This is a genomic window from Bartonella sp. CR127HXZ, assembly GCF_042194555.1.
Lineage (GTDB): Bacteria > Pseudomonadota > Alphaproteobacteria > Rhizobiales > Rhizobiaceae > Bartonella > Bartonella grahamii.
The window spans coordinates 1-25266 of record NZ_JBHIMZ010000009.1 but is presented as its reverse complement, the minus strand read 5'-3'; the positions used below and the strand labels follow the sequence as shown (position 1 = coordinate 25266).

The 25266-nt window shown below is 39.8% G+C and carries 32 protein-coding genes and 1 pseudogene; 1 reads left to right on the top strand and 32 read right to left on the bottom strand.

Annotated elements, in window-relative coordinates; all coding sequences use genetic code 11:
* The first annotated feature begins 27 nt into the window (after window positions 1-27).
* Window positions 28-1809 carry a glucan ABC transporter ATP-binding protein/ permease gene (locus tag ACFIKY_RS06355; protein WP_375635851.1) on the top strand — a complete coding sequence of 594 codons (1782 nt, stop codon included), beginning with the start codon at window positions 28-30 and terminating at the stop codon, window positions 1807-1809.
* A gap of 1118 nt (window positions 1810-2927) precedes the next feature.
* On the opposite strand, the gene alaS is transcribed toward ACFIKY_RS06355, so the two are convergent.
* The 32 genes and pseudogenes from alaS to ACFIKY_RS06195 all read right to left on the bottom strand — a co-directional run.
* Entirely contained in the window at window positions 2928-5600 is a 2673-nt protein-coding gene (alaS, locus tag ACFIKY_RS06350) for an alanine--tRNA ligase (RefSeq protein ID WP_375635850.1), read from the bottom strand.
* A gap of 194 nt (window positions 5601-5794) precedes the next feature.
* On the bottom strand, window positions 5795-6838 hold the full coding sequence (gene recA / locus ACFIKY_RS06345) for a recombinase RecA (protein WP_375635849.1): 1044 nt from the start codon (window positions 6836-6838) through the stop codon (window positions 5795-5797).
* Window positions 6839-7832: 994 nt separating this feature from the next.
* A complete protein-coding gene (locus tag ACFIKY_RS06340) occupies window positions 7833-9152 on the bottom strand; it encodes a replication-associated recombination protein A (RefSeq protein ID WP_375635848.1) in 1320 nt (439 codons plus the stop codon).
* An 8-nt stretch (window positions 9153-9160) separates the two neighbouring features.
* Entirely contained in the window at window positions 9161-10555 is a 1395-nt protein-coding gene (locus ACFIKY_RS06335) for a DegQ family serine endoprotease (RefSeq protein WP_375635847.1), read from the bottom strand.
* Between the two features lie 267 nt (window positions 10556-10822).
* The gene (gene rplQ / locus ACFIKY_RS06330; RefSeq protein ID WP_273788262.1) at window positions 10823-11251 is read right to left on the bottom strand and encodes a 50S ribosomal protein L17; all 429 of its coding nucleotides are present in this window, start codon (window positions 11249-11251) and stop codon (window positions 10823-10825) included.
* Window positions 11252-11275: 24 nt separating this feature from the next.
* Window positions 11276-12289, bottom strand: coding sequence for a DNA-directed RNA polymerase subunit alpha (locus ACFIKY_RS06325; protein WP_015856568.1), 1014 nt, complete (start codon window positions 12287-12289; stop codon window positions 11276-11278).
* Between the two features lie 94 nt (window positions 12290-12383).
* Window positions 12384-12773, bottom strand: a complete 390-nt coding sequence (gene rpsK, locus ACFIKY_RS06320; RefSeq protein WP_007347762.1) for a 30S ribosomal protein S11 — start codon at window positions 12771-12773, stop codon at window positions 12384-12386.
* A gap of 114 nt (window positions 12774-12887) precedes the next feature.
* Entirely contained in the window at window positions 12888-13256 is a 369-nt protein-coding gene (gene rpsM / locus ACFIKY_RS06315; protein ID WP_026500557.1) for a 30S ribosomal protein S13, read from the bottom strand.
* 181 nt (window positions 13257-13437) lie between these two features.
* The gene (locus tag ACFIKY_RS06310; RefSeq protein WP_375644758.1) at window positions 13438-14016 is read right to left on the bottom strand and encodes an adenylate kinase; all 579 of its coding nucleotides are present in this window, start codon (window positions 14014-14016) and stop codon (window positions 13438-13440) included.
* Window positions 14013-15359, bottom strand: a complete 1347-nt coding sequence (gene secY, locus ACFIKY_RS06305; protein ID WP_375635926.1) for a preprotein translocase subunit SecY — start codon at window positions 15357-15359, stop codon at window positions 14013-14015. The genes ACFIKY_RS06310 and secY overlap by 4 nt, the downstream gene beginning before the upstream one ends.
* A 162-nt stretch (window positions 15360-15521) precedes the next feature.
* On the bottom strand, window positions 15522-15989 hold the full coding sequence (rplO, locus tag ACFIKY_RS06300) for a 50S ribosomal protein L15 (RefSeq protein WP_015856572.1): 468 nt from the start codon (window positions 15987-15989) through the stop codon (window positions 15522-15524).
* A gap of 20 nt (window positions 15990-16009) precedes the next feature.
* Window positions 16010-16216, bottom strand: coding sequence for a 50S ribosomal protein L30 (gene rpmD / locus ACFIKY_RS06295; RefSeq protein ID WP_375635845.1), 207 nt, complete (start codon window positions 16214-16216; stop codon window positions 16010-16012).
* A 31-nt stretch (window positions 16217-16247) separates the two neighbouring features.
* Entirely contained in the window at window positions 16248-16796 is a 549-nt protein-coding gene (rpsE, locus tag ACFIKY_RS06290; protein ID WP_015856574.1) for a 30S ribosomal protein S5, read from the bottom strand.
* Between the two features lie 111 nt (window positions 16797-16907).
* Window positions 16908-17270, bottom strand: coding sequence for a 50S ribosomal protein L18 (gene rplR, locus ACFIKY_RS06285; protein ID WP_375635844.1), 363 nt, complete (start codon window positions 17268-17270; stop codon window positions 16908-16910).
* A 12-nt stretch (window positions 17271-17282) separates the two neighbouring features.
* Entirely contained in the window at window positions 17283-17816 is a 534-nt protein-coding gene (rplF, locus tag ACFIKY_RS06280) for a 50S ribosomal protein L6 (protein ID WP_015856576.1), read from the bottom strand.
* A 39-nt stretch (window positions 17817-17855) separates the two neighbouring features.
* The gene (rpsH, locus tag ACFIKY_RS06275) at window positions 17856-18254 is read right to left on the bottom strand and encodes a 30S ribosomal protein S8 (protein WP_015856577.1); all 399 of its coding nucleotides are present in this window, start codon (window positions 18252-18254) and stop codon (window positions 17856-17858) included.
* A gap of 14 nt (window positions 18255-18268) precedes the next feature.
* The gene (gene rpsN / locus ACFIKY_RS06270; protein WP_005773283.1) at window positions 18269-18574 is read right to left on the bottom strand and encodes a 30S ribosomal protein S14; all 306 of its coding nucleotides are present in this window, start codon (window positions 18572-18574) and stop codon (window positions 18269-18271) included.
* Between the two features lie 24 nt (window positions 18575-18598).
* Entirely contained in the window at window positions 18599-19156 is a 558-nt protein-coding gene (gene rplE, locus ACFIKY_RS06265; protein ID WP_015856578.1) for a 50S ribosomal protein L5, read from the bottom strand.
* A complete protein-coding gene (rplX, locus tag ACFIKY_RS06260) occupies window positions 19149-19463 on the bottom strand; it encodes a 50S ribosomal protein L24 (RefSeq protein WP_015856579.1) in 315 nt (104 codons plus the stop codon). The genes rplE and rplX overlap by 8 nt, the downstream gene beginning before the upstream one ends.
* A 12-nt stretch (window positions 19464-19475) precedes the next feature.
* Window positions 19476-19844 carry a 50S ribosomal protein L14 gene (gene rplN / locus ACFIKY_RS06255; RefSeq protein WP_004855715.1) on the bottom strand — a complete coding sequence of 123 codons (369 nt, stop codon included), beginning with the start codon at window positions 19842-19844 and terminating at the stop codon, window positions 19476-19478.
* 144 nt (window positions 19845-19988) lie between these two features.
* Window positions 19989-20228, bottom strand: a complete 240-nt coding sequence (rpsQ, locus tag ACFIKY_RS06250; protein ID WP_012231991.1) for a 30S ribosomal protein S17 — start codon at window positions 20226-20228, stop codon at window positions 19989-19991.
* 11 nt (window positions 20229-20239) lie between these two features.
* The gene (gene rpmC / locus ACFIKY_RS06245; protein ID WP_273788260.1) at window positions 20240-20440 is read right to left on the bottom strand and encodes a 50S ribosomal protein L29; all 201 of its coding nucleotides are present in this window, start codon (window positions 20438-20440) and stop codon (window positions 20240-20242) included.
* A 12-nt stretch (window positions 20441-20452) separates the two neighbouring features.
* Window positions 20453-20866 (bottom strand): 50S ribosomal protein L16, encoded by a 414-nt coding sequence (gene rplP / locus ACFIKY_RS06240; RefSeq protein WP_375635843.1) that lies wholly within the window; start codon window positions 20864-20866, stop codon window positions 20453-20455.
* 36 nt (window positions 20867-20902) lie between these two features.
* A complete protein-coding gene (rpsC, locus tag ACFIKY_RS06235) occupies window positions 20903-21613 on the bottom strand; it encodes a 30S ribosomal protein S3 (RefSeq protein WP_015856582.1) in 711 nt (236 codons plus the stop codon).
* Window positions 21613-22002 carry a 50S ribosomal protein L22 gene (gene rplV, locus ACFIKY_RS06230; RefSeq protein WP_208439680.1) on the bottom strand — a complete coding sequence of 130 codons (390 nt, stop codon included), beginning with the start codon at window positions 22000-22002 and terminating at the stop codon, window positions 21613-21615. The genes rpsC and rplV overlap by 1 nt, the downstream gene beginning before the upstream one ends.
* A gap of 2 nt (window positions 22003-22004) precedes the next feature.
* Window positions 22005-22283 (bottom strand): 30S ribosomal protein S19, encoded by a 279-nt coding sequence (rpsS, locus tag ACFIKY_RS06225; protein ID WP_004855734.1) that lies wholly within the window; start codon window positions 22281-22283, stop codon window positions 22005-22007.
* 15 nt (window positions 22284-22298) lie between these two features.
* Window positions 22299-23132 (bottom strand): 50S ribosomal protein L2, encoded by an 834-nt coding sequence (gene rplB / locus ACFIKY_RS06220; RefSeq protein WP_273788259.1) that lies wholly within the window; start codon window positions 23130-23132, stop codon window positions 22299-22301.
* Window positions 23133-23153: 21 nt separating this feature from the next.
* The gene (locus ACFIKY_RS06215) at window positions 23154-23447 is read right to left on the bottom strand and encodes a 50S ribosomal protein L23 (RefSeq protein ID WP_375635842.1); all 294 of its coding nucleotides are present in this window, start codon (window positions 23445-23447) and stop codon (window positions 23154-23156) included.
* Entirely contained in the window at window positions 23444-24064 is a 621-nt protein-coding gene (gene rplD / locus ACFIKY_RS06210; RefSeq protein WP_015856586.1) for a 50S ribosomal protein L4, read from the bottom strand. The genes ACFIKY_RS06215 and rplD overlap by 4 nt, the downstream gene beginning before the upstream one ends.
* Window positions 24065-24066: 2 nt before the next feature.
* Complete coding sequence (rplC, locus tag ACFIKY_RS06205) at window positions 24067-24804, bottom strand: 50S ribosomal protein L3 (protein WP_375635841.1); 738 nt, start codon at window positions 24802-24804, stop codon at window positions 24067-24069.
* Between the two features lie 27 nt (window positions 24805-24831).
* Window positions 24832-25140, bottom strand: coding sequence for a 30S ribosomal protein S10 (rpsJ, locus tag ACFIKY_RS06200; protein ID WP_005773267.1), 309 nt, complete (start codon window positions 25138-25140; stop codon window positions 24832-24834).
* A gap of 61 nt (window positions 25141-25201) precedes the next feature.
* A pseudogene (locus ACFIKY_RS06195) lies at window positions 25202-25266 on the bottom strand (elongation factor Tu); the annotation flags it as partial.

Here is a 25266-nt window from a genome sequence, read left to right as displayed (position 1 = left end):
CTTAATAGCGAATGGAGATAATTAACCGTGTCCTTATTCAAAACCTATGCACGTGTTCTCACTTACCTAAATAGAGAAAAAAATGCATCTCTTTTAATCTGTACCGCTAATGTTATATTAGCTATTATCACCATTGCAGAACCTATTTTATTCGGACGTGTTATTGATTCTATTTCAGAAAAATCAGCTATCATTCCTACTCTTACCCTTTGGGTTTGTTTTGGACTTTCACATATTATTGCTTATGTCCTTGTTGCTCGCGGTGCTGACCGCTTAGCCCATAGACGCCGCTTAACGGTTTTAACGGAATCTTTCGAACGTATCATTGCCATGCCTTTAATTTGGCATCAACAACGTGGGACTTCCAACGCACTCCATACACTTTTGCGCGCAATAGATTCCATGTCAACCATATGGCTTGATTTTATGCGCCAACACCTCTCAACACTTGTCGCCTTATTGGTTCTCATCCCCATAGCGTTTAATATGAATTGGCGTCTTTCAATAGTCTTGGTTGTGCTTGCCATCATCTACGTATTAATTGCACGTTTAGTGATGCGAAAAACAAAAGACGGACAAGCCGCTGTAGAATGCTACCACCACAACCTTTTTAAACATGTCAGTGATTCAATCTCTAATGTTTCCATTGTACAAAGTTATAACCGAATAGAAGAAGAAACTTCTATACTGCATCAACATACAAATGCTCTGCTTAAAGCACAAAATCCTGTTCTCAATTGGTGGGCGCTGGCCAGTGGCTTAAATCGAATGGCTTCAACAATTTCAATCGTTTGTGTTCTTCTCCTTGGAGCTTTTTTTGTTGCAAAAGGTCAATTACGAGTAGGTGAAGTTGTTGCTTTTGTTGGATTTGCACAACTCATGATTAGCCGTCTAGACCAAATGAGTAATTTTATTAATTGTGCAATATCCTCACAAGCAAAACTGCAAGAATTTTTTGAAATGGAAGACTCAACCTTTCATATCAACGAACCGCAAAATCTTCCTTCCCTTCAAAATGTTAAAGGCGCCATACAATTCCATCACGTGACCTATAAATTCCCAAATTCTTCTCAAGGTGTTTTTGATGTTTCCTTTGAGGTTAAAGCAGGACAAACTGTTGCGATTGTAGGACCAACAGGGGCTGGGAAGACAACATTGATCAATCTGTTGCAGCGCGTATACGACCCTGCCTTTGGGCATATCTCCATTGATGGAATAAATATATGCTCGATCAATCGCGAATCTTTACGCAAATCTCTAGCAACAGTATTTCAAGACTCGGGTCTTTTCAACCGTACTATTCATGACAATATTTCAATAGGAAAAACGAGCGCAACGAATGAAGAACTTTATGAAGCAGCAAAATTAGCAGAAGCTCACGATTTTATTCTAAAAAAAGCTGATTGTTATAACACAATAGTGGGCGAACGAGGATCTCAATTATCAGGTGGAGAAAAACAGCGACTAGCAATTGCACGCGCTGTTTTAAAAAATGCCCCTATTCTCATTCTAGATGAAGCAACAAGTGCTCTTGATGTTGAAACAGAAGCACGTGTCAAAGATGCTCTCGATTCCATACGCCATAACCGCACTACTTTTATTATAGCACATCGCCTCTCAACAGTACGCAATGCTGATATGATACTCTTTCTGGAACATGGTTACTTAATGGAAAAAGGAAACTTTCAAGAATTGATCGATAAAGGAGGGCGTTTCTCTAAATTTTTAAAGGCAAGTGGTTTAACAATCAAACCACCAGAAAGAGAAGGAGAAAATGTTATCCCCTTACACGAAGCCATAGCATCATAAAAATGATACTCTTCATAAATCTTATGCAAAAAAATCCTCCTCAATACAACAAGAGCGCTTGTATAATGCAAGTAAAAAGATTTCTAAAAATGCCACAATCCATTTCAGGTATTTAAGACAGATATTAAAACAATTTAGTATTTTCTCTGCTATTGCAATTTTACTAGATTGGGACAAAAATATTGCCCTATATCTGTGCGTATTAACGAGTATACACTCTCATTTAGGGAAAATATAAAGATGTAAAGGTAAAAATAACTTCCAGTTTTACCGTCTTCTTTTAACTCAGCTTTACGAATTTCAAAACGAACTGAAGCAATAGCTTTTTTAATAATGAATATTATGTATTGCTTTTTGTTTATCACGTTCTTTATAATCCTCTCATAAAGAACAGAATGTCATTGTTTTGCACATTCATATGGCTTTTTTAGAAACATTTCTCAATGCTCCTAAGCCCATTTCACAACGACATCCATGAGTGATTTTGATTAATTTAACATACACAGAATTTGAAACGATAAATTATCATTATAAATCAATATATTAAGATAATCTCATCATAATAAATTAGATATTAATCTAAATCTTTAGATTTGTGTAACATTCCTTTGATTTATATTGATAATTCATTATTTTATAACTTGAAATAAAGATTTATAAAGATAGGAGAATATTCTTTTCAAGACCTTTTAATGATAAATAAAAAAACTGTTTGCTTGTACATAACAAGAAAAATGAAAACAATACAATATCTCTAAGATACAACAACTCTTTTATAAGCCTTTTCAAGGAAAGGGATTTTAGTTATTTGAAAGCTAATAAAATAATGACAGCTTATAACTTTATAAGGATAATCGTATGCAATAAATCTTGTATTATCCCTTTCATAAAAAGAGATATTTCTTCAAAAAAATCTATAGGAGCAACACAATAACTAGTCTTCTTAGTAAAAGAATACACAGCAAAGCATGAAGTGCTGCATAATCTATTTTGTCTTTACAATTGGATTTTCCCCCAATTACGCTGTATCTGATTTCAGCAACACACTAGATAGATATTCGTGATACTTAGACGCCAACCCAATATAAAAATGTAAGAAACACCTATGCAGAATGATTTCATTCTTTAATTTTTTCCAGAAAATCTTTTAGTGCCGCAAATGCCTCATCAGCTTTGTTCCCCTCAGGACCACCAGCCTGCGCCATATCAGGACGGCCACCTCCACCTTTACCACCAAGCATACCTGAAAGAATACGAACGAGATCAACAGCATTTAACTTATCCGTTAAATCATCCGTAACGCCAACAACAGCACTCCCTTTTCCATCCTCTGAGACACTAATAAAAGCAACCACTCCAGATCCGATTTGTTTTTTCTCAGAATCGACGAGCGCCTTAAGATCCCGTGGTAAAATATTTTTAACAACGCGTCCGGTAAAAGAAAGCCCTTTAATGATGGTAATATCACCTTGGCTCCTTTCTGTTATTCCACCACTCAACATCATTTTCTTGCGTACATCATTCAATTCTTTTTCAAGTTTACGACGATCATCAAGCAAAATTCGCACCCGTTCTTCCACGCCAGCAGAAGAAGTTTTTAAAAGATCAGCAATTTCATGAATACGTTCATCTTGGCGGCTAAGATAAAGACGTGCTTCTTTGCCTGTTAAAGCTTCAATACGCCGCACTCCAGCTGAAACAGAACTTTCAGAAAAAATATGAATCAAACCAATATCACCTGTTCGCTCCACATGTGTGCCTCCACAAAGCTCTATTGACCAATGCTTTTTTAATCTTCGCTGTTCAAGTGGCTCCCCCATAGAAACAACGCGAACTTCATCACCATATCTCTCACCAAATAATGCCATTGCACCTTCAGAAATTGCATCATCTACAGCCATGAGGCGCGTTACCACTCTACTATTTTGCAAAATAATCTCATTTGCTAAATCTTCTATTTTTTTCAGTTCTTCTGGTGAAACGGATTTTGGATGAGAAAAATCAAAACGCAACCGATCTGGCAATACAAGAGAGCCTTTTTGTGTAACATGAGATCCCAAAACTTGTCGTAAAGCTTCGTGTAACAAATGGGTAGCAGAATGATTTCCACGAATTTTTTTACGACGAACAACATCAACGTTTAATTCTACACAATCAGACCTTGATGCCTGACCAGATTTCACCACCCCAATATGGATAAAAACACCATCACCCTTTCTTTGGGTATCATGCACCTCAAAAATAAAATTTTCACCAGAAATGATCCCACTATCACCAACTTGTCCACCAGATTCACCATAAAAAGGTGTTTGATTAACAACAAGCATAGCTTTCTGACCTAAAGAAATATGATCAACCAGTTTACCATCACACACGAGAGCTGTAAGAATGCCTTTAGCCGTTTCTGTTTCATAACCCAAAAATTCTGTAGCCCCCACTTTATCACGAACAGAAAACCAGATCTTTTCTGTTACAGCTTCCCCAGAACCAGACCAATTGGCACGCGCTTCCTCTTTTTGACGTTCCATCGCTTTATCAAAAGTATCAACATCAACAGATATTCCACGACGCCGCAAAACATCCTGCGTTAAATCAAGCGGAAAACCATAGGTATCATAAAGCTTGAAAGCAACTTCACCATTTAAATGATCTCCTTCTTTAAGATCGGTACTTGCTTCATTTAACAAACCAAGTCCTCGTTCAAGCGTTTTACGAAAACGTATTTCTTCTAACCTTAAAGTTTCTGAAATCAAAGATTCAGCACGCACCAATTCAGGATAGGCCTGTCCCATTTCGCGGTTTAAAGCAGGCAAAAGTCGCCACAATAAGGGCTCTTTAGCACCAAGAAGATGCGCATGACGCATAGCACGACGCATAATACGACGTAAAACATATCCTCTTCCTTCATTAGAAGGAAGCACACCATCAGCAATCAAAAATGCAGATGAACGAAGATGATCAGCAATGACACGATGACTGGCAATAAAATCACCCTTTGCCTCAATCTCTGTAATTTCTTCTGATGCAGCAATTAATGCACGAAAAAGATCAATGTCATAATTATCATGAACGCCCTGTAAAACAGCAGCAATACGCTCTAATCCCATACCGGTATCAATAGAAGGATGAGGCAAATCAACACGTTTTTCCTGAGAAATCTGCTCATATTGCATAAAAACAAGATTCCAAATCTCAATAAAGCGATCGCCATCTTCTTCCATACTTCCAGGAGGACCACCCCAGATTTCATCGCCATGATCATAAAAAATCTCCGAACAAGGACCACAAGGTCCTGTTTCTCCCATCGACCAAAAATTATCAGCCGTCGCAATACGGACAATTTTTTCATCTGGAAGACCTGAAATTCTACGCCACAGTTCAGCAGCAACATCATCACTATGGTAAACTGTCACCAACAATTTATCTTTTGGTAGGCAAAATTCCTTCGTTAAAAGATTCCATGATAAAAGAATGGCTTCTTCTTTGAAATAATCACCGAAAGAAAAATTACCCAGCATTTCAAAAAATGTATGATGGCGTGCCGTATAACCAACATTATCAAGATCATTATGCTTTCCACCCGCACGAACACATTTTTGTGCCGTTGTTGCCTGCTTATAAGGAGGTTGTTCAAGTCCAGTAAAAACATTTTTAAACTGCACCATCCCTGCATTTGTAAACATAAGTGTAGGATCATTTCTCGGAACAAGCGGACTAGAAGAAAGAACTTTATGCCCATTACGATGAAAATAATCCAAAAATATTGACCGAATATTATTAACACTATTCATACTGACACCTGCTCAATACAGCACAAAACCATAAAAGAAAAATCCCCCTCATTAAATATCCTCTTCGCCAAGCATGGAGTCAATTTAATCAAAGAATGGAATATTTGTTTTAAAAAATTGAGAAAAAAATGACTGTGTATTTAAAAACTCAAACAAAAAAACAGAAAAAAATTATAGACGAAAAAAACGCTCCATCAAATGGTTTCATCACTTTCTATATTTTCTGACCCTGCATTTTCTAACAATTCAATCGCAATCAAACCAGCATTTTGGCGCAAAGCTGCTTCAATCTCTGTAGCTATTTCCGCATGTTCACGTAAAAACTGCTTTGCATTCTCACGCCCCTGTCCTAAACGCTGAGAATTATAAGAGAACCATGCACCAGATTTTTCCACAATACCAACCTTGACACCCAAATCAATCAATTCACCTACTTTGGAAATACCTTCACCATAAATAATATCAAACTCAACCTGCTTGAATGGAGGTGCCAGTTTATTCTTCACCACTTTAACACGCGTCTGATTACCAACGATTGCATCCCTATCTTTAATGGATCCAATGCGACGAATATCTAAACGAACAGAAGCATAAAACTTTAAAGCGTTTCCACCCGTTGTCGTTTCGGGAGAACCAAACATCACACCAATTTTCATGCGAATTTGATTAATAAAGACAACCATACAGTTAGAGCGAAAAATTGCTGCTGTTAATTTTCGCAACGCTTTACTCATTAACCGAGCTTGCAATCCGGGCAAAGCATCACCCATTTCACCGTCAATTTCTGCTCGCGGTGTTAAAGCTGCGACAGAATCCACAACAAGCACATCAACTGCACCAGAACGAACCAACGTTTCTGTAATTTCCAATGCCTGTTCACCGGTATCTGGCTGAGAAATGAACAAGTTTTCTAAATCAACACCAAGCTTACGCGCATAAATAGGATCAAGCGCATGCTCTGCATCAATAAAAGCACAAATTCCACCCCCTTTCTGTGCTTCAGCAATAGCATGTAGAGCCAATGTTGTTTTCCCAGAACTTTCTGGTCCATAAATCTCAACAATACGCCCCTTCGGTAATCCACCAATCCCTAAAGCAATATCCAAGGATAACGACCCTGTTGGAACTGTTTCAATTTCAACAACCTGCTCTTTTTGCCCAAGACGCATAATCGAGCCTTTACCAAAAGAACGTTCAATTTGTGAGAGAGCAGCATCGAGAGCTTTTGTTTTATCCACGATTATATCCTTGACCGATTCATAATAACCTAAAACCTAAGTGTACACTGTACTTTTAATTTAACTAAAGGCTTGAGTTTAGATTTTCACAGACTATTTCCATTCCTATCTCCACATTATGTCCATAACATTCATGACCATCACAATAAAGAATTGGCATCGCTTATCTTATGACACAAAATAAACTCCAATAAAATAATATCCCTATGAGAGCATAGTTAACATATTTATATCTCTCTAGAAAAGGAACAATTTAAATTTAAACACAATGTTCTACAGCCCTTCTTCTTATCCCTTTGATTAAGTACTTAAGTGACTAAGAATTCTCCTGCTATTGATCACACAAAAACGCATTATCAATCAACCTCATCCCCTATCGCATCGAAGAACAAAACGCCACTGTGTTGCATATTCATGCACTTGATTTAAGAAACATCTCTCAACACCCCCAAGCTCACTTCGTGACAACACCCATGAATGCGGTATACTGTAAAGCCCTTTGGGAGCCACCATCTTTACACTAAAGAATGAGAAAGTCGGCACCATCACACTATTTATCATCCCCCAATGTTGCGACAACTCTCGGCACTTGAGACGCTTCATAAGAAGAATTTTTAGTTCTTTCTTGTACAGTTTTTATCACACGCTAATCCTGCTTATAACATGCAAGCGAATGATTTGATTGCTTCAACAAATACCAAGCTTGGAATGAGTAAAATTCACGGTATTTAGGACTTTCATTCAACTTACAAAACAGTGAGTTATCGTTATAAATCAATTATATTATTTAATAAACACCACAAAAATAAAGCAGCTTAAAAGTTGAATAACACATTTAAATTTGATAAAAAAATATGCACTTTTGAAGATATCAAAAAAAATCTCTACGAGCAATGCAATAAATATTTAAAATATAAGCTAAACTGCTCATACAATAACATAAGAGATAAAAAATAAATCCAAGATCAATAAAACATGTATTTCCACTCAAATTTTATTTTTGATCTTTACGTTTTTTGCGCAATTGTTTCCACCACTCAAGACGTTTCACAATTTCACGCTCAAAACCACGCTCAACTGGCTTATAATAACTCTGACGCCCAAGTTTTTCGGGAAAATATTCTTGTCCTGAAAAAGCGTCTGGTTCATCATGGTCATAACAATAACCATTTCCAAACCCTTCCTCCTTCATAAATTTCGTAGGAGCATTAAGAATATGCTTAGGAGGTGATAAAGAGCCATTTTTGCGCGCACAACGCAGTGCTGCTTTATACGCGAGATATGTTGCATTTGACTTTGGCGCAGTTGCAACATAAAGACATGCTTGCGCCAAAGCCAATTCTCCTTCTGGTGATCCTAAATAATCATAGGCATCTTTTGCTGCATTACAAATGACAAGAGCTTGAGGATCCGCCAAACCAACATCTTCAACGGCCATACGAACCAATCTTCGCCCAATATAGAGAGGATCTTCACCAGCATCCAACATACGTGCCAAATAATAAAGCGCAGCATCAGGATCAGATCCACGAACGGATTTATGCAACGCTGAAATGAGATTATAATGCCCATCTCGTCCTTTATCATAAATGGGCACACGACGCTGAATAACTTTTTGCAAAGCAACAACATCAAGAATCTCTCCCAATGGTGCAATAGACCAAACTTCCTCTGCCAATGTTAACGCTACCCGCGCATCACCATCAGACATCTCTATCAAAACGTCTCTGGAATCATTATCCAAAGGAAGAGTTTTTCCCTCCACTTCTTCAGCACGCCTTAAAAGCATGTCCAAACTTTCATGATCATGTGAAAGAAATGTTAAAACACGTGCACGCGAAAGAAGAGCAGCATTAAGTTCAAAAGAAGGATTTTCGGTTGTTGCACCTATAAGTACCACAGTACCTTCTTCCATCACAGGAAGAAAACTATCCTGCTGTGCACGATTAAACCGATGAATTTCATCAACAAAGAGAAGTGTTTTATCCCCAGATATAAAACGCCTCTGCGCAACTTCAAAAATCTTTTTAAGCTCAGAAACTCCTGTAAAAATAGCAGAAACCTGCTCAAACGCGAAATTTGTTTCAAGTGCTAACAAACGTGCAACGGTTGTTTTTCCCGTCCCTGGAGGTCCCCAAAAAATCATCGATCCAATTGAGCCAGTTGCCACCATACGTGAAAGCAAACCATCCTCTCCAATCAAATGCTTTTGTCCCACAACATCATTGAGAGAACAAGGGCGCATTCTTTCTGCAAGTGGCTGATTTTTATTAACTTGAAAATCAAAAGACGAAGTAAAAAAATCTTTCTTCAAAAAAAACCTCAACGAATAAATTGGCGAATATACATACCATCACGTTCATATTCCAATTGCCAAGTACGCGAACGAGCTTGCATAAGAACCTTTTTCAACTGATGAACTGTTTGAATTTTATGGCCATTTACAACACGTAGAATATCTCCTGACTGAAAAATTCCAGCTGCATTGCTCATGTCATCAAGGTTGGTAATCACAACCCCTTTTGCAGATATAGGAAGATGAAAACGTCGACTATTTTGCGGTGTTAAATCTAACACTTCAGCACCGGCAAGAGGACTGTCACCCGTGATTTTTTCAGATTTTAAAAATGCAGTTTCTGATATCGATGAAACTATTATTTGTGTTTTTAAAGTTTTTCCATTTCGTAAATATTCCAAAGCAAGACTATGCTCAACGTCAGCTGTCATCAAACGATACCCAAGACTATCTGGACTATCAACGCGTACCCCTTGCACACTCAAAATAACATCACCTACTTTCAATCCAGCTTTTTCAGCAGGACTATCTTTGATAACTTCAATAATCAGAGCACCATAGGGACGTTCTAAACCTAAACCACCAGCAATATCAGGTGTAACATTTTGAAAAGAAGCCCCAATATAAGGCGGCACAAAATATTTTCCACCGCGTTTAACAGTATCAAGCATCACTTTTACAAGATTAACTGGAATAGCAAAACCAATCCCTACAGAACCACCGGAACGCGAATAAATAGCTGTATTAATTCCGATTAATTGACCTTTCATATCAATTAAAGCGCCACCAGAATTCCCTGGATTAATGGCAGCGTCTGTTTGAATAAAAAAGTCAAAATCAGAAATCCCAACACGTGTACGCGCTTGCGCTGAAACAATACCACTTGTAACTGTTTGACCAACACCAAAAGGATTACCAATAGCAAGAACAAGATCACCAACTTCAACAGCATCAGAATTTCCCAAAGAAAGAACAGGGAATTGAGCATCTTTTTCCTCAACTTCAAGAATTGCAATATCAGTTGCTTCATCTTTGAGCACGATCTTACTCTCAAACTCCCGCCCATCAGAAAAAGCCACTTTAATTTCGCTTGCATCTTTAATGACATGGTAATTTGTAACAATCAAACCACGTGCATCAACAATCACCCCTGATCCTAATGACGATTGCTTGCGAACAGGAAAATTATTTTGAAAACGACCAAAAAACTGCTCAAAAAATGGATCCCCTTCAAAAGGTGAGCGTGCTCTAATTTGTCGAGCTGCATAAATATTTACAACAGATGGAACTGTCTTTTTAACTAAAGGAGCAAATGAAAGAGTGATTTCTGTTTGTGTTTGAGGTACATGAGCATATACATGATCAAATGATATCTGCATCATAATTGCAAAAAAAATCCGCACCCAAAAAGAATATCTCATAATCCACTCCTTATAAAATCAGCACATTCTGTTGAAGATTAATAGAATAAAAAAACTCATCCCCGCAAATTAAGGATCTCTATTAATATTTCATAATAGAGAATAAAAACAACCTATTTGAACAATAAATATTATAAAAATAAGATAATTCAATGTCCTATAATTTTCTCTCTGCACCTATTTCTCAACTAAAACAAACTTAAAAATGCTCACAAAAAAACCGCCTAAGACAAGGCGGCCTTTAAAAATCCAACAGAGTAAAAAACTTTACGAAGATGTCCTCTTTTCATTCTCAGAAGCCTCCATGCGAGCACGATCCCCAGCACCCTTCGCTTCAACATCACGATCAACAAATTCTATAACAGCCATGGGCGCATTATCACCGGTACGAAACCCCGCTTTCATAATACGCAAATATCCACCGTTGCGTGATGCATAACGTGGCGCAAGCGTATCAAATAATTTTGCAACCTTTCCTGCATCACGAAGTGCTGCAATTGCTTGCCGACGCGCATGCAAACCACCACGCTTACCAAGAGTAACGAGTTTTTCAACAATAGGACGAATTTCCTTAGCCTTTGGAAGCGTTGTCACAATCTGCTCATGCTCGATCAACGAAGTTGCCATATTTGCAAACATCGCTTTACGGTGACTGGCAGTACGATTCAACTTGCGTCCTGACTTACTGTGGCGCATAAGCCCTCTCCTTAAATTCTAATTTTAATATTGATCTTCATAACGTTTTGCAAGATCATCAATGTTTTCAGGTGGCCACGCAGGAATTTCCATCCCAAGATGTAACCCCATACATGCCAAAACTTCTTTAATCTCATTCAACGATTTGCGACCAAAATTCGGTGTCCGAAGCATTTCAGATTCTGTTTTTTGAATAAGATCACCAATATAGACAATATTATCATTCTTAAGACAATTTGCCGAACGAACTGAAAGTTCTAATTCATCCACTTTTTTGAGAAGAGCAGGATTAAAAGAAAGCTCAGAATCAGCCTCTTCAACAGGCTCCTTCTGTGGCTCTTCAAAGTTAATAAATAACGATAATTGATCCTGAAGAATGCGTGCTGCAAAAGCAACAGCATCCTCTCCATTAACCGCACCATTCGTTTCAATCGTTAAGGTCAATTTATCATAATCCAAAACTTGACCTTCACGCGTATTTTCCACTTTATAAGACACTTTACGAATTGGTGAATAAAGACTATCAATTGGAATAAGTCCTATACGTGCATCATCAACACAATTACGATCAGATGGAACATACCCCTTCCCTGTGTTGACAATAAATTCCATACGAATTTCAGCATCTTCATCAAGAGTACAAATAACATGATCTGGATTTAGAATTTCCATATCCCCAACGGTACTGATATCTCCCGCTTTCACGACACCAGGCCCCTCTTTATAAACAACGACACGTTTAGGACCTTCTTCTTCCATACGAAGCGCAATTTCTTTTATATTCAGAATAATATCCGTAACATCCTCACGCACACCTGGAATCGATGAAAATTCATGTAAGACACCGTCAATCTGCACAGCAGTAATAGCAGCACCACGAAGAGAAGATAACAACACGCGACGAAGTGCATTTCCTAACGTTAAGCCAAAACCCCGCTCAAGAGGTTCAGCGATCACACTTATAACATTTGGATTATCATGCGCACATGATTCAACCTTATTGGGTTTAATAAGTTCCTGCCAGTTTTTCTGGATCATATTTTTATTCCCGTTCTTTAGTTCCGTTACCATTCAATCGTAACGACCAATGTGAACATCAGAGAAATCTCCGACAACAAAAAACAACACCCAATTAAACACGCCGCCTTTTCCGCGGACGACATCCATTATGAGGAATTGGTGTTACATCACGAATAGAAGTAATGACAAAACCAACAGATTGCAATGCACGTAGAGCAGATTCACGCCCTGATCCAGGTCCACAAACTTCAACTTCCAAAGAACGCATACCATGCTCTTGCGCTTTTCTTGCACAATCCTCCGCAGCAACTTGAGCAGCAAAAGGTGTCGATTTACGCGCACCTTTAAACCCCTGAGCCCCCGCAGATGACCAAGCAATTGCATTACCCTGAGCATCAGTAATAGTAATCATTGTGTTATTAAATGTTGAATTAATATGCACAACACCCGATGAAATATTTTTACGTTCGCGACGACGAACACGTGTGGCTTCCTTGGCCATAATTTCCCTTTCAACGATCTCATCACTGCCGTAACATCAGCAGCTCCACCTTCTTTTCCTTGTCAAAACAATCAAACAAGAAACAGAATATATAAAAACCTTCCAAAAAGGCTCTTATTTCTTTTTACCGGCAATTGCCTTAGCTGGTCCTTTACGCGTACGAGCATTTGTATGTGTACGCTGCCCTCGGACAGGCAAAGACCGGCGATGACGCAATCCTCGATAACAACCAAGGTCCATCAAACGTTTAACATTCATAGCAACCTCACGACGAAGATCACCTTCAACTTGATAGCCTTGATCTATCGCCTCACGAATCTGCAGCACCTCAGCATCTGAAAGCTCATGCACACGACGCCCCAAGGGAATGCCAACTCTTTCAATAATTTCTTGAGCAAATTTTGGTCCAATCCCGTGGATATATTGAAGCGCAATAATTACACGCTTATTTGTCGGGATATTGACGCCAGCAATACGAGCCACGCCTACTCTCCTTAGTTATTTTGACAAATTGTTATAAAATACCTGATATACCTTACAGAAAAAAATAGACTCAGAAAAAAATTCTTCCGAATCCTATTATTTCACTAAAATAAATTAAATTTATTTGTTATAGATTTCATCTCAAAAGTCAACTCTTTTCATTTATTCCTAAAAAAAAATCTCATGAAAGAAAACCTCTAATCATGCGTGTCACTTCAGTAATACCAATCATTCCATCAATGACCCTCAACATTCCCCTCTCTGAATAAAATTTTGATAAGGGAGCGGTTTTTTCACGATATTCTACTAATCTTTTTGTAAAAGCAACAGGATTGTCATCTAAACGAACCTGTCCACCAGCCGCTATTGTTTCCTCAACGCGCTTCTTCATACGTTCAATCAACACGTCTTCATCAACACACAACTCAATAACAGCATCAAGCCGCATATTTTTTGACTGCAAAATCCGTTGTAACGCTTCTGCCTGCCCCACAGTTCGAGGATATCCATCCAAAACAAAACCGTTTACACAATCAGTTTCATCAATCCGATCTGATACGATTTGGTTAACAATATTATCAGGAACCAAAGCACCAGAACTTATAATAGCTTTAGCTTTTTTACCAATCTCCGTTTCTTTGGCAATCACCTCACGCAACATATCCCCTGTTGATAAATGAGGAATGTTATATTCCTCAGTCAACATTTTTGCTTGCGTACCTTTTCCCGCTCCAGGAGGACCTAAAAGAATAACTCTCATCGATTCCTTCTACCTCCACGAAGTTTTGATTTTTTTATCAACCCTTCATATTGGTGGGCAACAAGATACCCCTGAATTTGAGCAACCGTATCAAGCGTAACAGTAACAACAATCAACAAGGATGTTCCCCCAAGATAAAAAGGAACCTGCAATGCAGATATCATAAATTCAGGTAACAAACAAACCAAGATAATATAAACAGCGCCCACAACAGTAATACGCGTCAAAACGTAATCAATATACTCGGCTGTACGCTCACCTGGACGAATCCCTGGAATAAAACCAGAATGCTTTTTCAACTGATCTGCAGTATCACTTGGATTAAACACAATAGCTGTATAAAAAAAGCAAAAAAACGCCATTAAAAATGCATAAACAATCATATAAAGTGGCTGTCCATGACCAAGAGCATAAGAAATCGACTGAACCCATTGTGGCATTTTATCAGAAAAATTATTAATAGTGGCAGGTAATAATAATAAAGAGGAAGCAAAAATAGGTGGAATAACACCAGCAGTATTCAACTTTAAAGGAAGATGCGACATATCTCCTTGAAACATTTGATTCCCGACCTGACGTTTTGGATACTGGATAAGAATTCGCCGTTGCGCACGCTCTATAAAAACAATAAGCCCAATAACCAAAACAGCAATAAGAACGATTCCTATTAAAAGAAAAGTTGATAAATCAGCCTGACTATGAGCTGTCAAAAGCTGAGCAAAAGTAGAAGGGAAATTGGCTACAATCCCTGTAAAAATGATAAGAGAAACCCCATTACCAACACCACGTGACGTAATTTGCTCGCCAAGCCACATGAGAAACATCGTTCCGCCAACAAGGGTAATAACAGAAGAAATACGAAACATAAGACCTGGTTCTAAAACAATTTGAAGCCCCGTCCCTATACCGCTTTCAAGCGCAACCGCAATACCAAAAGCTTGTAGAATCGCCAATACTACTGTTACATAACGCGTATATTGATTGATAATCTTACGACCTAATTCCCCTTCTTTTTTAAGAGTTTCCAAAGAAGGAATAATAGATGTTAACAATTGCACAATAATAGATGCCGATATATAAGGCATGATACCTAGCGCAAAAATAGCCATACGCCCAACGGCACCCCCAGCAAACATATTAAAGAGTCCTAATACACCCGACGCGTGATGTTCGAATGTTTGCCGTAAAGCATCGATATTAATACCTGGAAGAGAGATGTAAGTGCCAAAGCGATATACAAGAAGCGCTGCCAGAGTAAACCAGATGCGTTTCTTTAATTCAGTTGCACGAGAAAAGGTACCGAAGTTTATATTGGAAGCAAATTGCTCTGCTGCTGATGCCATAAAACGTCTCCACTTCACTACTCCAGTTCTTTAAATCACAGAAGTATAACCCTAAAATTCATATATGCATACACAAATAAATGCAGAACTTAAAAAACTCTCCACAAAAAATCCCACAGAACAGATGTAACTCTTCTTTAGGTCTCTACTCATATTAAAAAATTATTGAGCAATATCAGGAAAAATAACCTGACCACCCACTTTTTCAATCTTAACACGAGCAGCTTGTGAAGCACCAGAAACATGAAAGGTAATCTTAGCCTTCAAATCACCATCAGAAAGAAGACGAACCCCATCTTTTTCACGACGAATAATACCAGCTTCTTTCAAAGCAATCATATCAACAGGCTTTTCAATATTCAACTTACCTGCATCAACTGCCAACTGAATACGTCCTAGTGAAACTTCATTGTAGGTTTTGGCAAAGAAATTTCTAAATCCACGTTTTGGCAAACGACGATAGATAGGCATTTGCCCACCTTCAAAACCATTAAGGGAAACACCAGAGCGCGACTTTTGCCCTTTTACACCACGACCACCAGTCTTACCCGTACCGGAACCAATACCACGCCCAACACGCTTACGATTTTTTGTTGCGCCTTCACAATCACGCAGTTCATTGAGTTTCATATCTAATACTCCCGCAACCCTTAACCTTCATCTATAACGCGAACAAGATGCCGAACCTGAGCAATCATACCCCGCACACAAAGTGTATCATCTAAAACGCGCCGACGACGCATTTTATTTAGTCCAAGCCCCTTTAAGGTTGCACGCTGAATCTGTGAGTTTCGAATAGGGCTTCCAATTTGCTCCACCGTGATAGTTTTACCACTCCGAGATTTTTTCTGAACCATTTCCTAATTCCTTTTCTGATAATCTCAGAAACTATCCTTCTAGGTCAACTAAATGGCGACGACGCGCCTGCAAAGTCGAATATTTTATACCACGTTGAGCAGCAATATCTCTAGGATGCATTTGATGTTTCAATGCATCAAATGTTGCACGAACCATGTTATAAGGATTAGACGATCCCAATGATTTTGCAACGACATCCTGCATACCAAGAGCTTCAAAAATAGCACGCATCGGTCCCCCAGCAATAATACCAGTACCAGCAGAAGCCGAACGTAGTAAAACACGCCCAGCTCCGTGACGCCCTTCAAGATCATGGTGCAATGTACGTCCAGACCGAAGCGGAACATAAATCATCCCACGTTTTGCAGATTCCGTTGCTTTACGAACGGCTTCTGGAACTTCACGGGCTTTACCATGTCCAAAACCTACACGCCCTTTTTGATCTCCAACAACAACAAGAGCAGCAAAACCAAAACGCCGACCACCCTTTACAACTTTAGCAACACGATTGATATGAACTAGCCTATCGACAAACTCATTATCGCGTTCTTCTCTCTCACCACGTTCTTTTTGTGCCATTCCTCATTCCTTTTTCTTTTCCGGAAGCACGATAACAAAGTCCCTCATCAAACTGGAAGAACTTAAACGAAATACTCTAAACTCTCCTTACTCACTCACAAATAAGAAATTTTAGAAATTCAAACCACCTTCACGAGCAGCTTCAGCTAAAGCCTTGACTCGACCATGATACACATACGCTCCACGATCAAAAACCACTTCATTAACACCCGCTTGCTTCGCACGCTCAGCAATTAACTTACCAACAGCAAAAGCTGCTTTTTTATCAGCACCACTCTTTAACGACTTTTTTAAATCACTTTCAAGAGTAGAGGCTGAAACAAGTGTACATCCCCGCAAATCATCGATAACTTGAGCATAAATGTTCTGATTTGAACGATAAACACTAAGCCGAGGACGATCATGAGAAACCACTTTAATTCTACGACGAACACGCCTTGCACGACGTTGGATAATGTCCTTAGATGAAACCATAATACAAAATCCTTATTTCTTTTTACCTTCTTTACGGAAGATACGTTCATCTGCATGCTTAACACCTTTACCTTTATAAGGCTCAGGTCTACGATACTCACGAATCTCCGCTGCAACTTGTCCAACTTGCTGTTTATCAATTCCAGAAACAACAATTTCTGTCGGCTTAGGAACAGTTACAGTAACACCCGATGGAACTTTATAAACCACATCATGGGAAAAGCCTAGAGATAGTTGGACATCCTTACCCTGCAAAGCAGCACGATAACCAACCCCATTAATCTCCAACCTCTTTTCAAAACCATCCTTCACACCACAAAAAATGTTCTCAATCATTGAGCGCGACATACCCCATTTAGAACGCGCATCTTTTGACTGATCCCGCGGCATAACTGATATGATATTTTCCTCAAACTTGACTAAGACTTCATCATTGACGACGTAGCTCAGCTCACCTTTTGGACCTTTTGCCTTAACCAGCTGACCTTCAACAGTAGCAGTAACTCCAGAAGGAATTGAAATGGGTTTCTTTCCAATACGAGACATTGTTCTAACCTACTTTTTCTTCCGTTTTCTTGACATAACTTAGAAAACACGACAAAGGAGTTCTCCACCAACATTCTGTTCACGCGCCTCATGATCTGCCATGACGCCTTTAGGAGTCGATAAAATCGAAATACCAAGACCATTTGCCACCTGTGGAAGTGACTTAGCAGAAACATACACACGACGACCTGGCTTTGATACACGTGAAATCTCACGAATAGCAGCCAGCCCTTCAAAATACTTCAATTCGATTTCAATTTCAGCTTTCCCATCACCTAAATCAATTTGATTATATCCACGAATATAACCTTCCGACTGAAGAACATCAAGAACGTGCGCACGAAGCTTCGAAGCTGGAGTAACTACTTTACCTTTTTTACGACCAAGTGCATTACGAATACGTGTTAACATATCACCAAGAGGATCTGACATAGACATTAAATAATCTCCTCTTACCAACTAGACTTTACAATACCAGGAATATGGCCAATAGAGCCAAGCTCACGCAACGCAATTCGCGACATTTTTAATTTACGATAATAAGCCCGCGGACGACCTGAAACCTCACAGCGATTACGAATACGAACTTTCGAAGAATTACGCGGCAACTCTGCCAACTGAACAGAAGCTTTAAAACGTTCTTCAAGAGAAACCTTCTGATCCATAACTATTGCTTTCAAACGTGCACGACGGGCAGCATAACGCTTTACCATCACCTCACGACGCTTATTTTTTTCAACGGCACTTACTTTGGCCATACTTTCACCTCACTATGTCTGCCGTTACGAACGAAAAGGAAAATTAAAAGCACGCAATAACTCACGAGCCTCATCATCCGTTTTTGCTGTCGTACAAACAATAATATCCATGCCCCAAATTTGATCAACTTTATCATAGTTGATTTCTGGAAACACAATGTGTTCTTTAATACCCATAGCAAAATTGCCACGACCATCAAAACTCTTTGGATTCAAACCACGAAAGTCACGAACCCTCGGAAGAGCAATCGTAACAAGACGATCTAAAAACTCAAACATACGATCTTTACGCAATGTAACTTTAGCCCCAAGAGGCATTCCTTCACGAACCTTAAAGGTCGCAATAGAATTACGCGCACGTGTAACAACAGCCTTCTGACCTGTTATGAGCCCTAAATCCTCAGCAGCAAGGGAAGGCTTCTTCGAATCAGCAGTTGCTTCACCTATCCCCATATTTATTACAATTTTATCAATCCGCGGAATTTGCATCGCATTTCTGTAATTAAACTTCTCTTGAAGCGCTTTACGAATCACTTCAAAATAATGCGCTTTCATACGCGGTATTTGTCTTTCCTCAGCCATTAATCAACTCTCCCGAACGCTTGGCAAAACGCACTTTATTACCATCTGCATTCATACGAAAGCCTACACGTGTAGGCTTACCATCTTTAGGATCAGCAATCGCCAAATTAGACAGATGAATCGGAGCTTCTTTAGAAATAATTCCAGCTTCTTGCTTCTGCGTTTGACGTTGATGACGTTTAATCATATTAATCCCACGAACAAAAGCCTTATTCTCTTTTGGACTAACCTTAATTACCTCACCACTACATCCTTTATCCTTACCGGATAAAACAACAACTTTATCACCTTTTCGAATCTTCTGCATAACATTTACTCCTTACAGAACTTCAGGAGCGAGCGAGATGATCTTCATATGATTCCTACCACGCAATTCGCGGGGAACAGGTCCAAAGATACGAGTACCGATCGGCTCTTTTTTATTATCCACTAAAACCGCAGCATTACTATCAAAACGAATGACACTACCATCTGCGCGACGAATATCCTTAGCAGTACGAACCACAACAGCTTTCATAACATCACCTTTTTTAACACGGCCACGAGGAATAGCATCCTTAACCGAAACAACAATAATGTCACCGACCGAAGCATATTTCCGCTTTGAACCGCCTAACACCTTGATGCACATGACACGACGAGCACCAGAATTATCAGCAACGTCGAGGTTTGTTTGCATCTGAATCATGACTGGCCACCTTCTCTTAACACATATATCCGATTGTACCTTTTATACACTCGGATTTGCCTGCCAAATAACGATAAAGTCATCGCCTTTAAATTTATCAATGATAAAAACACTGTTAAATTCTAAAACAATAAACTTAACTCATTACGCTACATTGTCTTTTACAACAATCCAACATTTATCTTTCGAAATTGGTCTAGATTCTTGAATAGAAACTTGATCCCCAATCTTGAATTGGTTGTTTTCGTCATGCGCTTTATAATTTTTGGACTGCCGAACAGTCTTCTTAAGAAGCGGATGAGAATAACGGCGCTCAACTTTGACAACAACAGTCTTATCACTTTTGTCGCTAATAACAACACCCTGCAAAACGCGTTTAGGCATCTCTCATTTCCTTAAACCTTACTTTCACTTACCTTTTGACGAAGAAAAGTTTTAATACGCGCAATATCACGACGAACTTGTCTAACACGCGCAGTCTTTTCTAATTGACCTGTTGCTTTTTGAAAACGCAAATTAAATTGCTCTTTCTTTAACTTAGCCAATTCATCTTTCATTTGGTCGAGCGTTTGCGCCCGTAATTCTGTGGCTTTCATCGCTTAACCTCATTATTCAGCAATACGCTGGATGAAACGCGTTTTTATAGGCAACTTTGCAGCACCCAATCTTAGTGCTTCACGTGCAACATCCTCAGGAACTCCATCAAGCTCAAACATGATGCGTCCAGGAGAAACACGTGCAGCCCAATAATCGACACTTCCCTTACCTTTACCCATACGAACTTCAGTCGGTTTAGACGTAACCGGAAGATCTGGAAAAATGCGAATCCACACACGACCAGAACGCTTCATATAACGCGTAATCGCACGGCGCGCCGCTTCAATTTGACGAGCAGTAATCCGCTCCGGCTCAACAGCCTTCAAACCGTAGGCACCGAAATTCAAATCCGTACCACCCTTCGCAACACCGTGAATACGGCCCTTGAACTGTTTACGGAACTTTGTGCGCTTTGGCTGCAACATTGTTCTCTACTCCAAATTTTAGTTCAATCTCAAAAACTAAGCATTTTCACGGCGACGATTCGATGAAGAACCAGATTGATCAACTTCCGTAGCACGACGTTCTGAAGCCATCGGATCATGCTCAAGAATCTCACCCTTAAAGACCCAAACTTTAATACCACAAATACCATAAGCGGTCTTAGCTTCTGCTGTACCGTAATCAACATCAGAACGCAAGGTATGAAGTGGAACACGACCTTCACGATACCATTCCATACGAGCAATTTCAGCACCACCAAGACGGCCAGAACAATTGATACGAATACCTTCCGCACCAAGACGCATAGCAGACTGAACAGCACGCTTCATTGCACGACGAAAAGCAACACGACGCTCTAACTGTTGAGCAATTGATTGCGCAATAATCGTGGCATCAATCTCCGGTTTACGAATCTCCACAATATTTAATGAAGTTTCAGCATCCGTCATTTCTGAGAGCTTACGACGAAGCTTTTCGATATCAGCACCCTTTTTACCAATAATCAAACCAGGACGTGCAGAATGAATCGTAATACGACACTTCTTATGAGGACGCTCAATAACAACCTTCGAAATAGCCGCCTGTTTAAGCTCCTCCAGCACATATGAACGAATTTTCAAATCTTCATGAAGAAGGCGCCCATATTCACCACTATCAGCATACCAACGAGAATCCCAAGTCCGATTAACACCAAGACGAAGTCCTATTGGATTGATCTTCTGACCCATTACGCGGCCTCCACTTTTTCGGTAACTTCACGAACAATAACAGTAAGATGCGAAAATGGACGTTCAATTCTACTAGCACGCCCTCGACCACGAACATGAAAGCGCTTCATCACTATCGACTTACCAACATAAGCTTCCGCCACAATAAGCGAATCAATATCAAGATCGTGGTTATTCTCTGCATTTGCAATTGCTGATTCAAGCGTTTTTTTCACAGTAGCAGCAATACGCTTGCGTGAAAACATCAAATCAGCGAGTGCTACATTAACTCTTTTACCACGAATCATTGCAGCAACTAAATTAAGCTTCTGCGGACTAACACGAATTGTCCGCGTGACAGCTCTTGCTTCATTATCTCTAAGCTGGCGCGAAACTTTAGCTTTTCCCATTCCTATTTCCTCTTCGCTTTTTTATCGGCACCATGACCATAATAAGTCCGGGTAGGAGCGAACTCACCAAACTTATGTCCAACCATCTCTTCAGAAACAGAAACAGGAATATGCTTATTACCGTTGTAAACACCAAAAGTTAAACCAACAAATTGCGGTAAAATAGTAGAGCGACGACTCCATATTTTTATAACTTCATTGCGCCCACTTGCACGTACCTTCTCTGCTTTACCAAGAAGATAGCCGTCAACAAACGGACCTTTCCACACTGAACGAACCACTTCAGACTACCTCTCTCATTTCTTGCGTTGATGACGCGTACGCATAATAAATTTATCAGTGGCTTTATTGGAGCGCGTACGCTTACCTTTCGTAGGCTTACCCCAAGGAGATACTGGATGGCGCCCCCCCGATGTACGACCTTCACCACCACCGTGCGGATGATCAACGGGGTTCATAGCAACACCACGAACATGTGGACGTTTACCACGCCAACGTGACCGACCTGCCTTACCATCATTAATATTCCCATGATCAGGATTTGAAACAGCACCAACAGTTGCAAAACAGCTACTAGGAACCAAACGCTGTTCACCAGAATTTAAACGAAGAATAGCCATACCATGATCTCGTCCAACCAACTGCGCATAAGTACCCGCTGAACGTGCAATCTGCCCCCCTTTTCCTGGCTTCATCTCAACATTATGAATAATTGTACCTACAGGCATATTAGCAAGAGGCATAGCATTACCTGGTTTAACATCCACATTTAAACCAGCCATAACAGAATCACCAACCGCAAGACGCTGTGGCGCAAGAATATAACTCAATTGCCCGTCCTCATAGCGAATTAAAGCAATAAAAGCAGTACGGTTAGGATCATATTCTAAACGCTCAACCTTTGCCGAAACATCACGTTTAAGACGCTTAAAGTCGACAAACCGATAACTACGTTTATGTCCACCACCCTGAAAACGAGCAGTAACACGACCGCGATTATTGCGTCCACCCTTTGAAGACAAACCTTCAGTCAACATCTTTATAGGTTTTCCCTTATAAAGACAAGAACGTTCCACAATAACAAGCTGACGCTGCCCAGGTGTCGTTGGATTAAATTGCTTAAGTGCCATTATTCCTATCTCCGAGCCTCTTTAAAGACCTGTCGAAACGTCGATAGTCTGACCATTGGCCAGAGTTACGATCGCTTTTTTGACATCACTTTGCCGACCAACTATACCTTTGAAACGCTTCACTTTACCCTTACGGACTATCGTGTTAACTGCTTTAACTTTTACGCTAAAAAGCGCTTCAATAGCAGCCTTAATCTCAGGCTTCGTCGCTTTCGGCGCGACATTAAAAGCAACTTGATTACATTCAGAAATCATAGTCGACTTTTCAGTAATAACTGGACTAATAATTATATCATAATGGCGAAGATCTGTCATTTAAAACGCTCCTCAAGAGCCTCAACAGCTGCCTTTGATAAAACAAGTTTGCTGCGACGCAAAATATCATAAACATTAATTCCCTGAATAGGCAAAATATCAATATTAGGGATATTAGAGACTGCACGAAAAAAGTTAATATCAATCTCTTTACCACCAATCAAGAGAGCGTTATTAAATCCAAGCTTAGAAAAATGAGAAACAAGCATTTTCGTTTTCGCATCCTTAACAGTCAACTCATCCACAATAATTAAGTCTTTTGCTTTTAATTTTGCAGATAAAGCAAGACGTAACCCAAGAGCACGAATCTTTTTAGGAAGATCATGCGCATGACTACGAACCACTGGTCCATGTGCCTTACCCCCACCTCTAAACTGCGGTGCACGGGCAGATGAATGTCGAGCACGCCCAGTTCCTTTTTGCTTAAACATTTTTGCCCCTGTTCGCGACACATCAGAACGACCTTGGGATTGATGACTCCCCTGCTGACGACGTGCAAGCTGCCAACGAACAACACGTTGCAAAATATCCTCACGTGGAACAAGATCAAAAATAGCTTCAGAAACCTTTAATTTGCCAGCTTCATTACCATCAAGAGTTTTAATTACAAGATCCATTATTAGGCTCCCTCAACTTCAGAGGTTTCCGTCACCGGAGTAACCATTTCCGTTTTCTCCTTCACAAGACGGCGAATACCAGCAGGCTTTGGAGCATTATCAGGAAGAGGCTTCTTCACAGCATCCCGTACCAAAATCCAAGAACCTTTAGAACCAGAAACAGCACCACGCACTAAAATTAAACCACGTTCACTATCCGTGGAAATAACTTCAATATTCTGTGTTGTTACACGCACTTGCCCCATATGGCCAGCCATTTTTTTACCTTTAAAAACTTTACCAGGATCTTGACACTGCCCTGTAGAACCATGAGCACGATGTGTAATCGAATTACCATGGGAAGCACGATGCCCACCAAAGTTATGTCGTTTCATAACACCAGCAAACCCCTTACCAATACTGGTACCAGTCACATCAACTCTTTGTCCTGGAACAAAATGTTCCACCGTAATCTCAGTACCAACATCAAGAAGATTGTCGGGACTTACACGAAACTCTGCTATTTTAGCTTTAGGCTCAACAGAAGCCTTAGCAAAATGTCCACGAAGAGCTTGTGAAGTATTCTTAACCTTAGCAAAGCCTACACCTAATTGAACAGCAGTATAACCATTCTTTTCAACTGTACGCTGAGCAACGACTTGACAATTCTCCAAACGAAGTACGGTCACCGGCACATGCTCACCAGCATCATTATAAATACGGGTCATGCCCAGCTTCTGTGCTATTACACCTGAACGCATCGGGTCTGTTCCTTCTGTCCTCAAACCTCAGAGCTTAATTTCTACATCCACACCAGCAGAAAGATCGAGCTTCATAAGCGCATCCACTGTTTGCGGCGTTGGATCAACAATATCAAGAAGACGCTTATGTGTTCGCATCTCAAACTGCTCACGACTCTTCTTATCGATATGCGGTCCACGATTGACCGTAAACTTCTCAATCCGCGTCGGAAGCGGAATGGGACCACGGACATTTGCACCGGTACGTTTAGCAGTCGATACAATCTCACGCGTCGACGTATCAAGAATTCTATGATCAAACGCTTTTAAGCGAATGCGAATATTTTGACTGTTCATGCTCTTTATTTCCCTGTTATACAAAGTGCCTTCAATAATGAAAGCACTCAACAAGCATTATTTATTCAATGATCTTAGAGACGATACCGGCACCAACAGTACGACCACCTTCACGAATAGCAAAAC

Excerpts from the sequence above, each read along its gene's own strand:
- alaS (WP_375635850.1), bottom strand. The coding sequence starts at position 5,600 with ATGAATAGTGTTAATAATATTCGGTCAATATTTTTGGATTATTTTCAT.
- ACFIKY_RS06335 (WP_375635847.1), bottom strand. The coding sequence starts at position 10,555 with ATGAGATATTCTTTTTGGGTGCGGATTTTTTTTGCAATTATGATGCAG.
- rplQ (WP_273788262.1), bottom strand. The coding sequence starts at position 11,251 with ATGCGCCACAGTAAGTCAGGACGCAAGTTGAATCGTACTGCCAGTCAC.
- ACFIKY_RS06325 (WP_015856568.1), bottom strand. The coding sequence starts at position 12,289 with ATGATCCAGAAAAACTGGCAGGAACTTATTAAACCCAATAAGGTTGAA.
- rpsK (WP_007347762.1), bottom strand. The coding sequence starts at position 12,773 with ATGGCCAAGGAAGCCACACGTGTTCGTCGTCGCGAACGTAAAAATATT.
- ACFIKY_RS06310 (WP_375644758.1), bottom strand. The coding sequence starts at position 14,016 with ATGAGAGTTATTCTTTTAGGTCCTCCTGGAGCGGGAAAAGGTACGCAA.
- secY (WP_375635926.1), bottom strand. The coding sequence starts at position 15,359 with ATGGCATCAGCAGCAGAGCAATTTGCTTCCAATATAAACTTCGGTACC.
- rplO (WP_015856572.1), bottom strand. The coding sequence starts at position 15,989 with ATGAAACTCAATGAACTGCGTGATTGTGAAGGCGCAACAAAAAATCGT.
- rpmD (WP_375635845.1), bottom strand. The coding sequence starts at position 16,216 with ATGGTTCAGAAAAAATCTCGGAGTGGTAAAACTATCACGGTGGAGCAA.
- rpsE (WP_015856574.1), bottom strand. The coding sequence starts at position 16,796 with ATGGCACAAAAAGAACGTGGTGAGAGAGAAGAACGCGATAATGAGTTT.
- rplR (WP_375635844.1), bottom strand. The coding sequence starts at position 17,270 with ATGGTTTCATCTAAGGACATTATCCAACGTCGTGCAAGGCGTGTTCGT.
- rplF (WP_015856576.1), bottom strand. The coding sequence starts at position 17,816 with ATGTCTCGTATTGGAAAGAAACCCATTTCAATTCCTTCTGGAGTTACT.
- rpsH (WP_015856577.1), bottom strand. The coding sequence starts at position 18,254 with ATGTCTATGTCAGATCCTCTTGGTGATATGTTAACACGTATTCGTAAT.
- rpsN (WP_005773283.1), bottom strand. The coding sequence starts at position 18,574 with ATGGCCAAAGTAAGTGCCGTTGAAAAAAATAAGCGTCGTGAGGTGATG.
- rplE (WP_015856578.1), bottom strand. The coding sequence starts at position 19,156 with ATGGCTGAGGAAAGACAAATACCGCGTATGAAAGCGCATTATTTTGAA.
- rplX (WP_015856579.1), bottom strand. The coding sequence starts at position 19,463 with ATGCAGAAGATTCGAAAAGGTGATAAAGTTGTTGTTTTATCCGGTAAG.
- rplN (WP_004855715.1), bottom strand. The coding sequence starts at position 19,844 with ATGATTCAGATGCAAACAAACCTCGACGTTGCTGATAATTCTGGTGCT.
- rpsQ (WP_012231991.1), bottom strand. The coding sequence starts at position 20,228 with ATGCCTAAACGCGTTTTGCAGGGTGTTGTTATTAGCGACAAAAGTGAT.
- rpmC (WP_273788260.1), bottom strand. The coding sequence starts at position 20,440 with ATGAAAGCCACAGAATTACGGGCGCAAACGCTCGACCAAATGAAAGAT.
- rplP (WP_375635843.1), bottom strand. The coding sequence starts at position 20,866 with ATGTTGCAGCCAAAGCGCACAAAGTTCCGTAAACAGTTCAAGGGCCGT.
- rpsC (WP_015856582.1), bottom strand. The coding sequence starts at position 21,613 with ATGGGTCAGAAGATCAATCCAATAGGACTTCGTCTTGGTGTTAATCGG.
- rplV (WP_208439680.1), bottom strand. The coding sequence starts at position 22,002 with ATGGGAAAAGCTAAAGTTTCGCGCCAGCTTAGAGATAATGAAGCAAGA.
- rplB (WP_273788259.1), bottom strand. The coding sequence starts at position 23,132 with ATGGCACTTAAGCAATTTAATCCAACGACACCTGGGCAGCGTCAGCTT.
- ACFIKY_RS06215 (WP_375635842.1), bottom strand. The coding sequence starts at position 23,447 with ATGACAGATCTTCGCCATTATGATATAATTATTAGTCCAGTTATTACT.
- rplD (WP_015856586.1), bottom strand. The coding sequence starts at position 24,064 with ATGGATCTTGTAATTAAAACTCTTGATGGTAATGAAGCTGGCAAATTA.
- rplC (WP_375635841.1), bottom strand. The coding sequence starts at position 24,804 with ATGCGTTCAGGTGTAATAGCACAGAAGCTGGGCATGACCCGTATTTAT.
- rpsJ (WP_005773267.1), bottom strand. The coding sequence starts at position 25,140 with ATGAACAGTCAAAATATTCGCATTCGCTTAAAAGCGTTTGATCATAGA.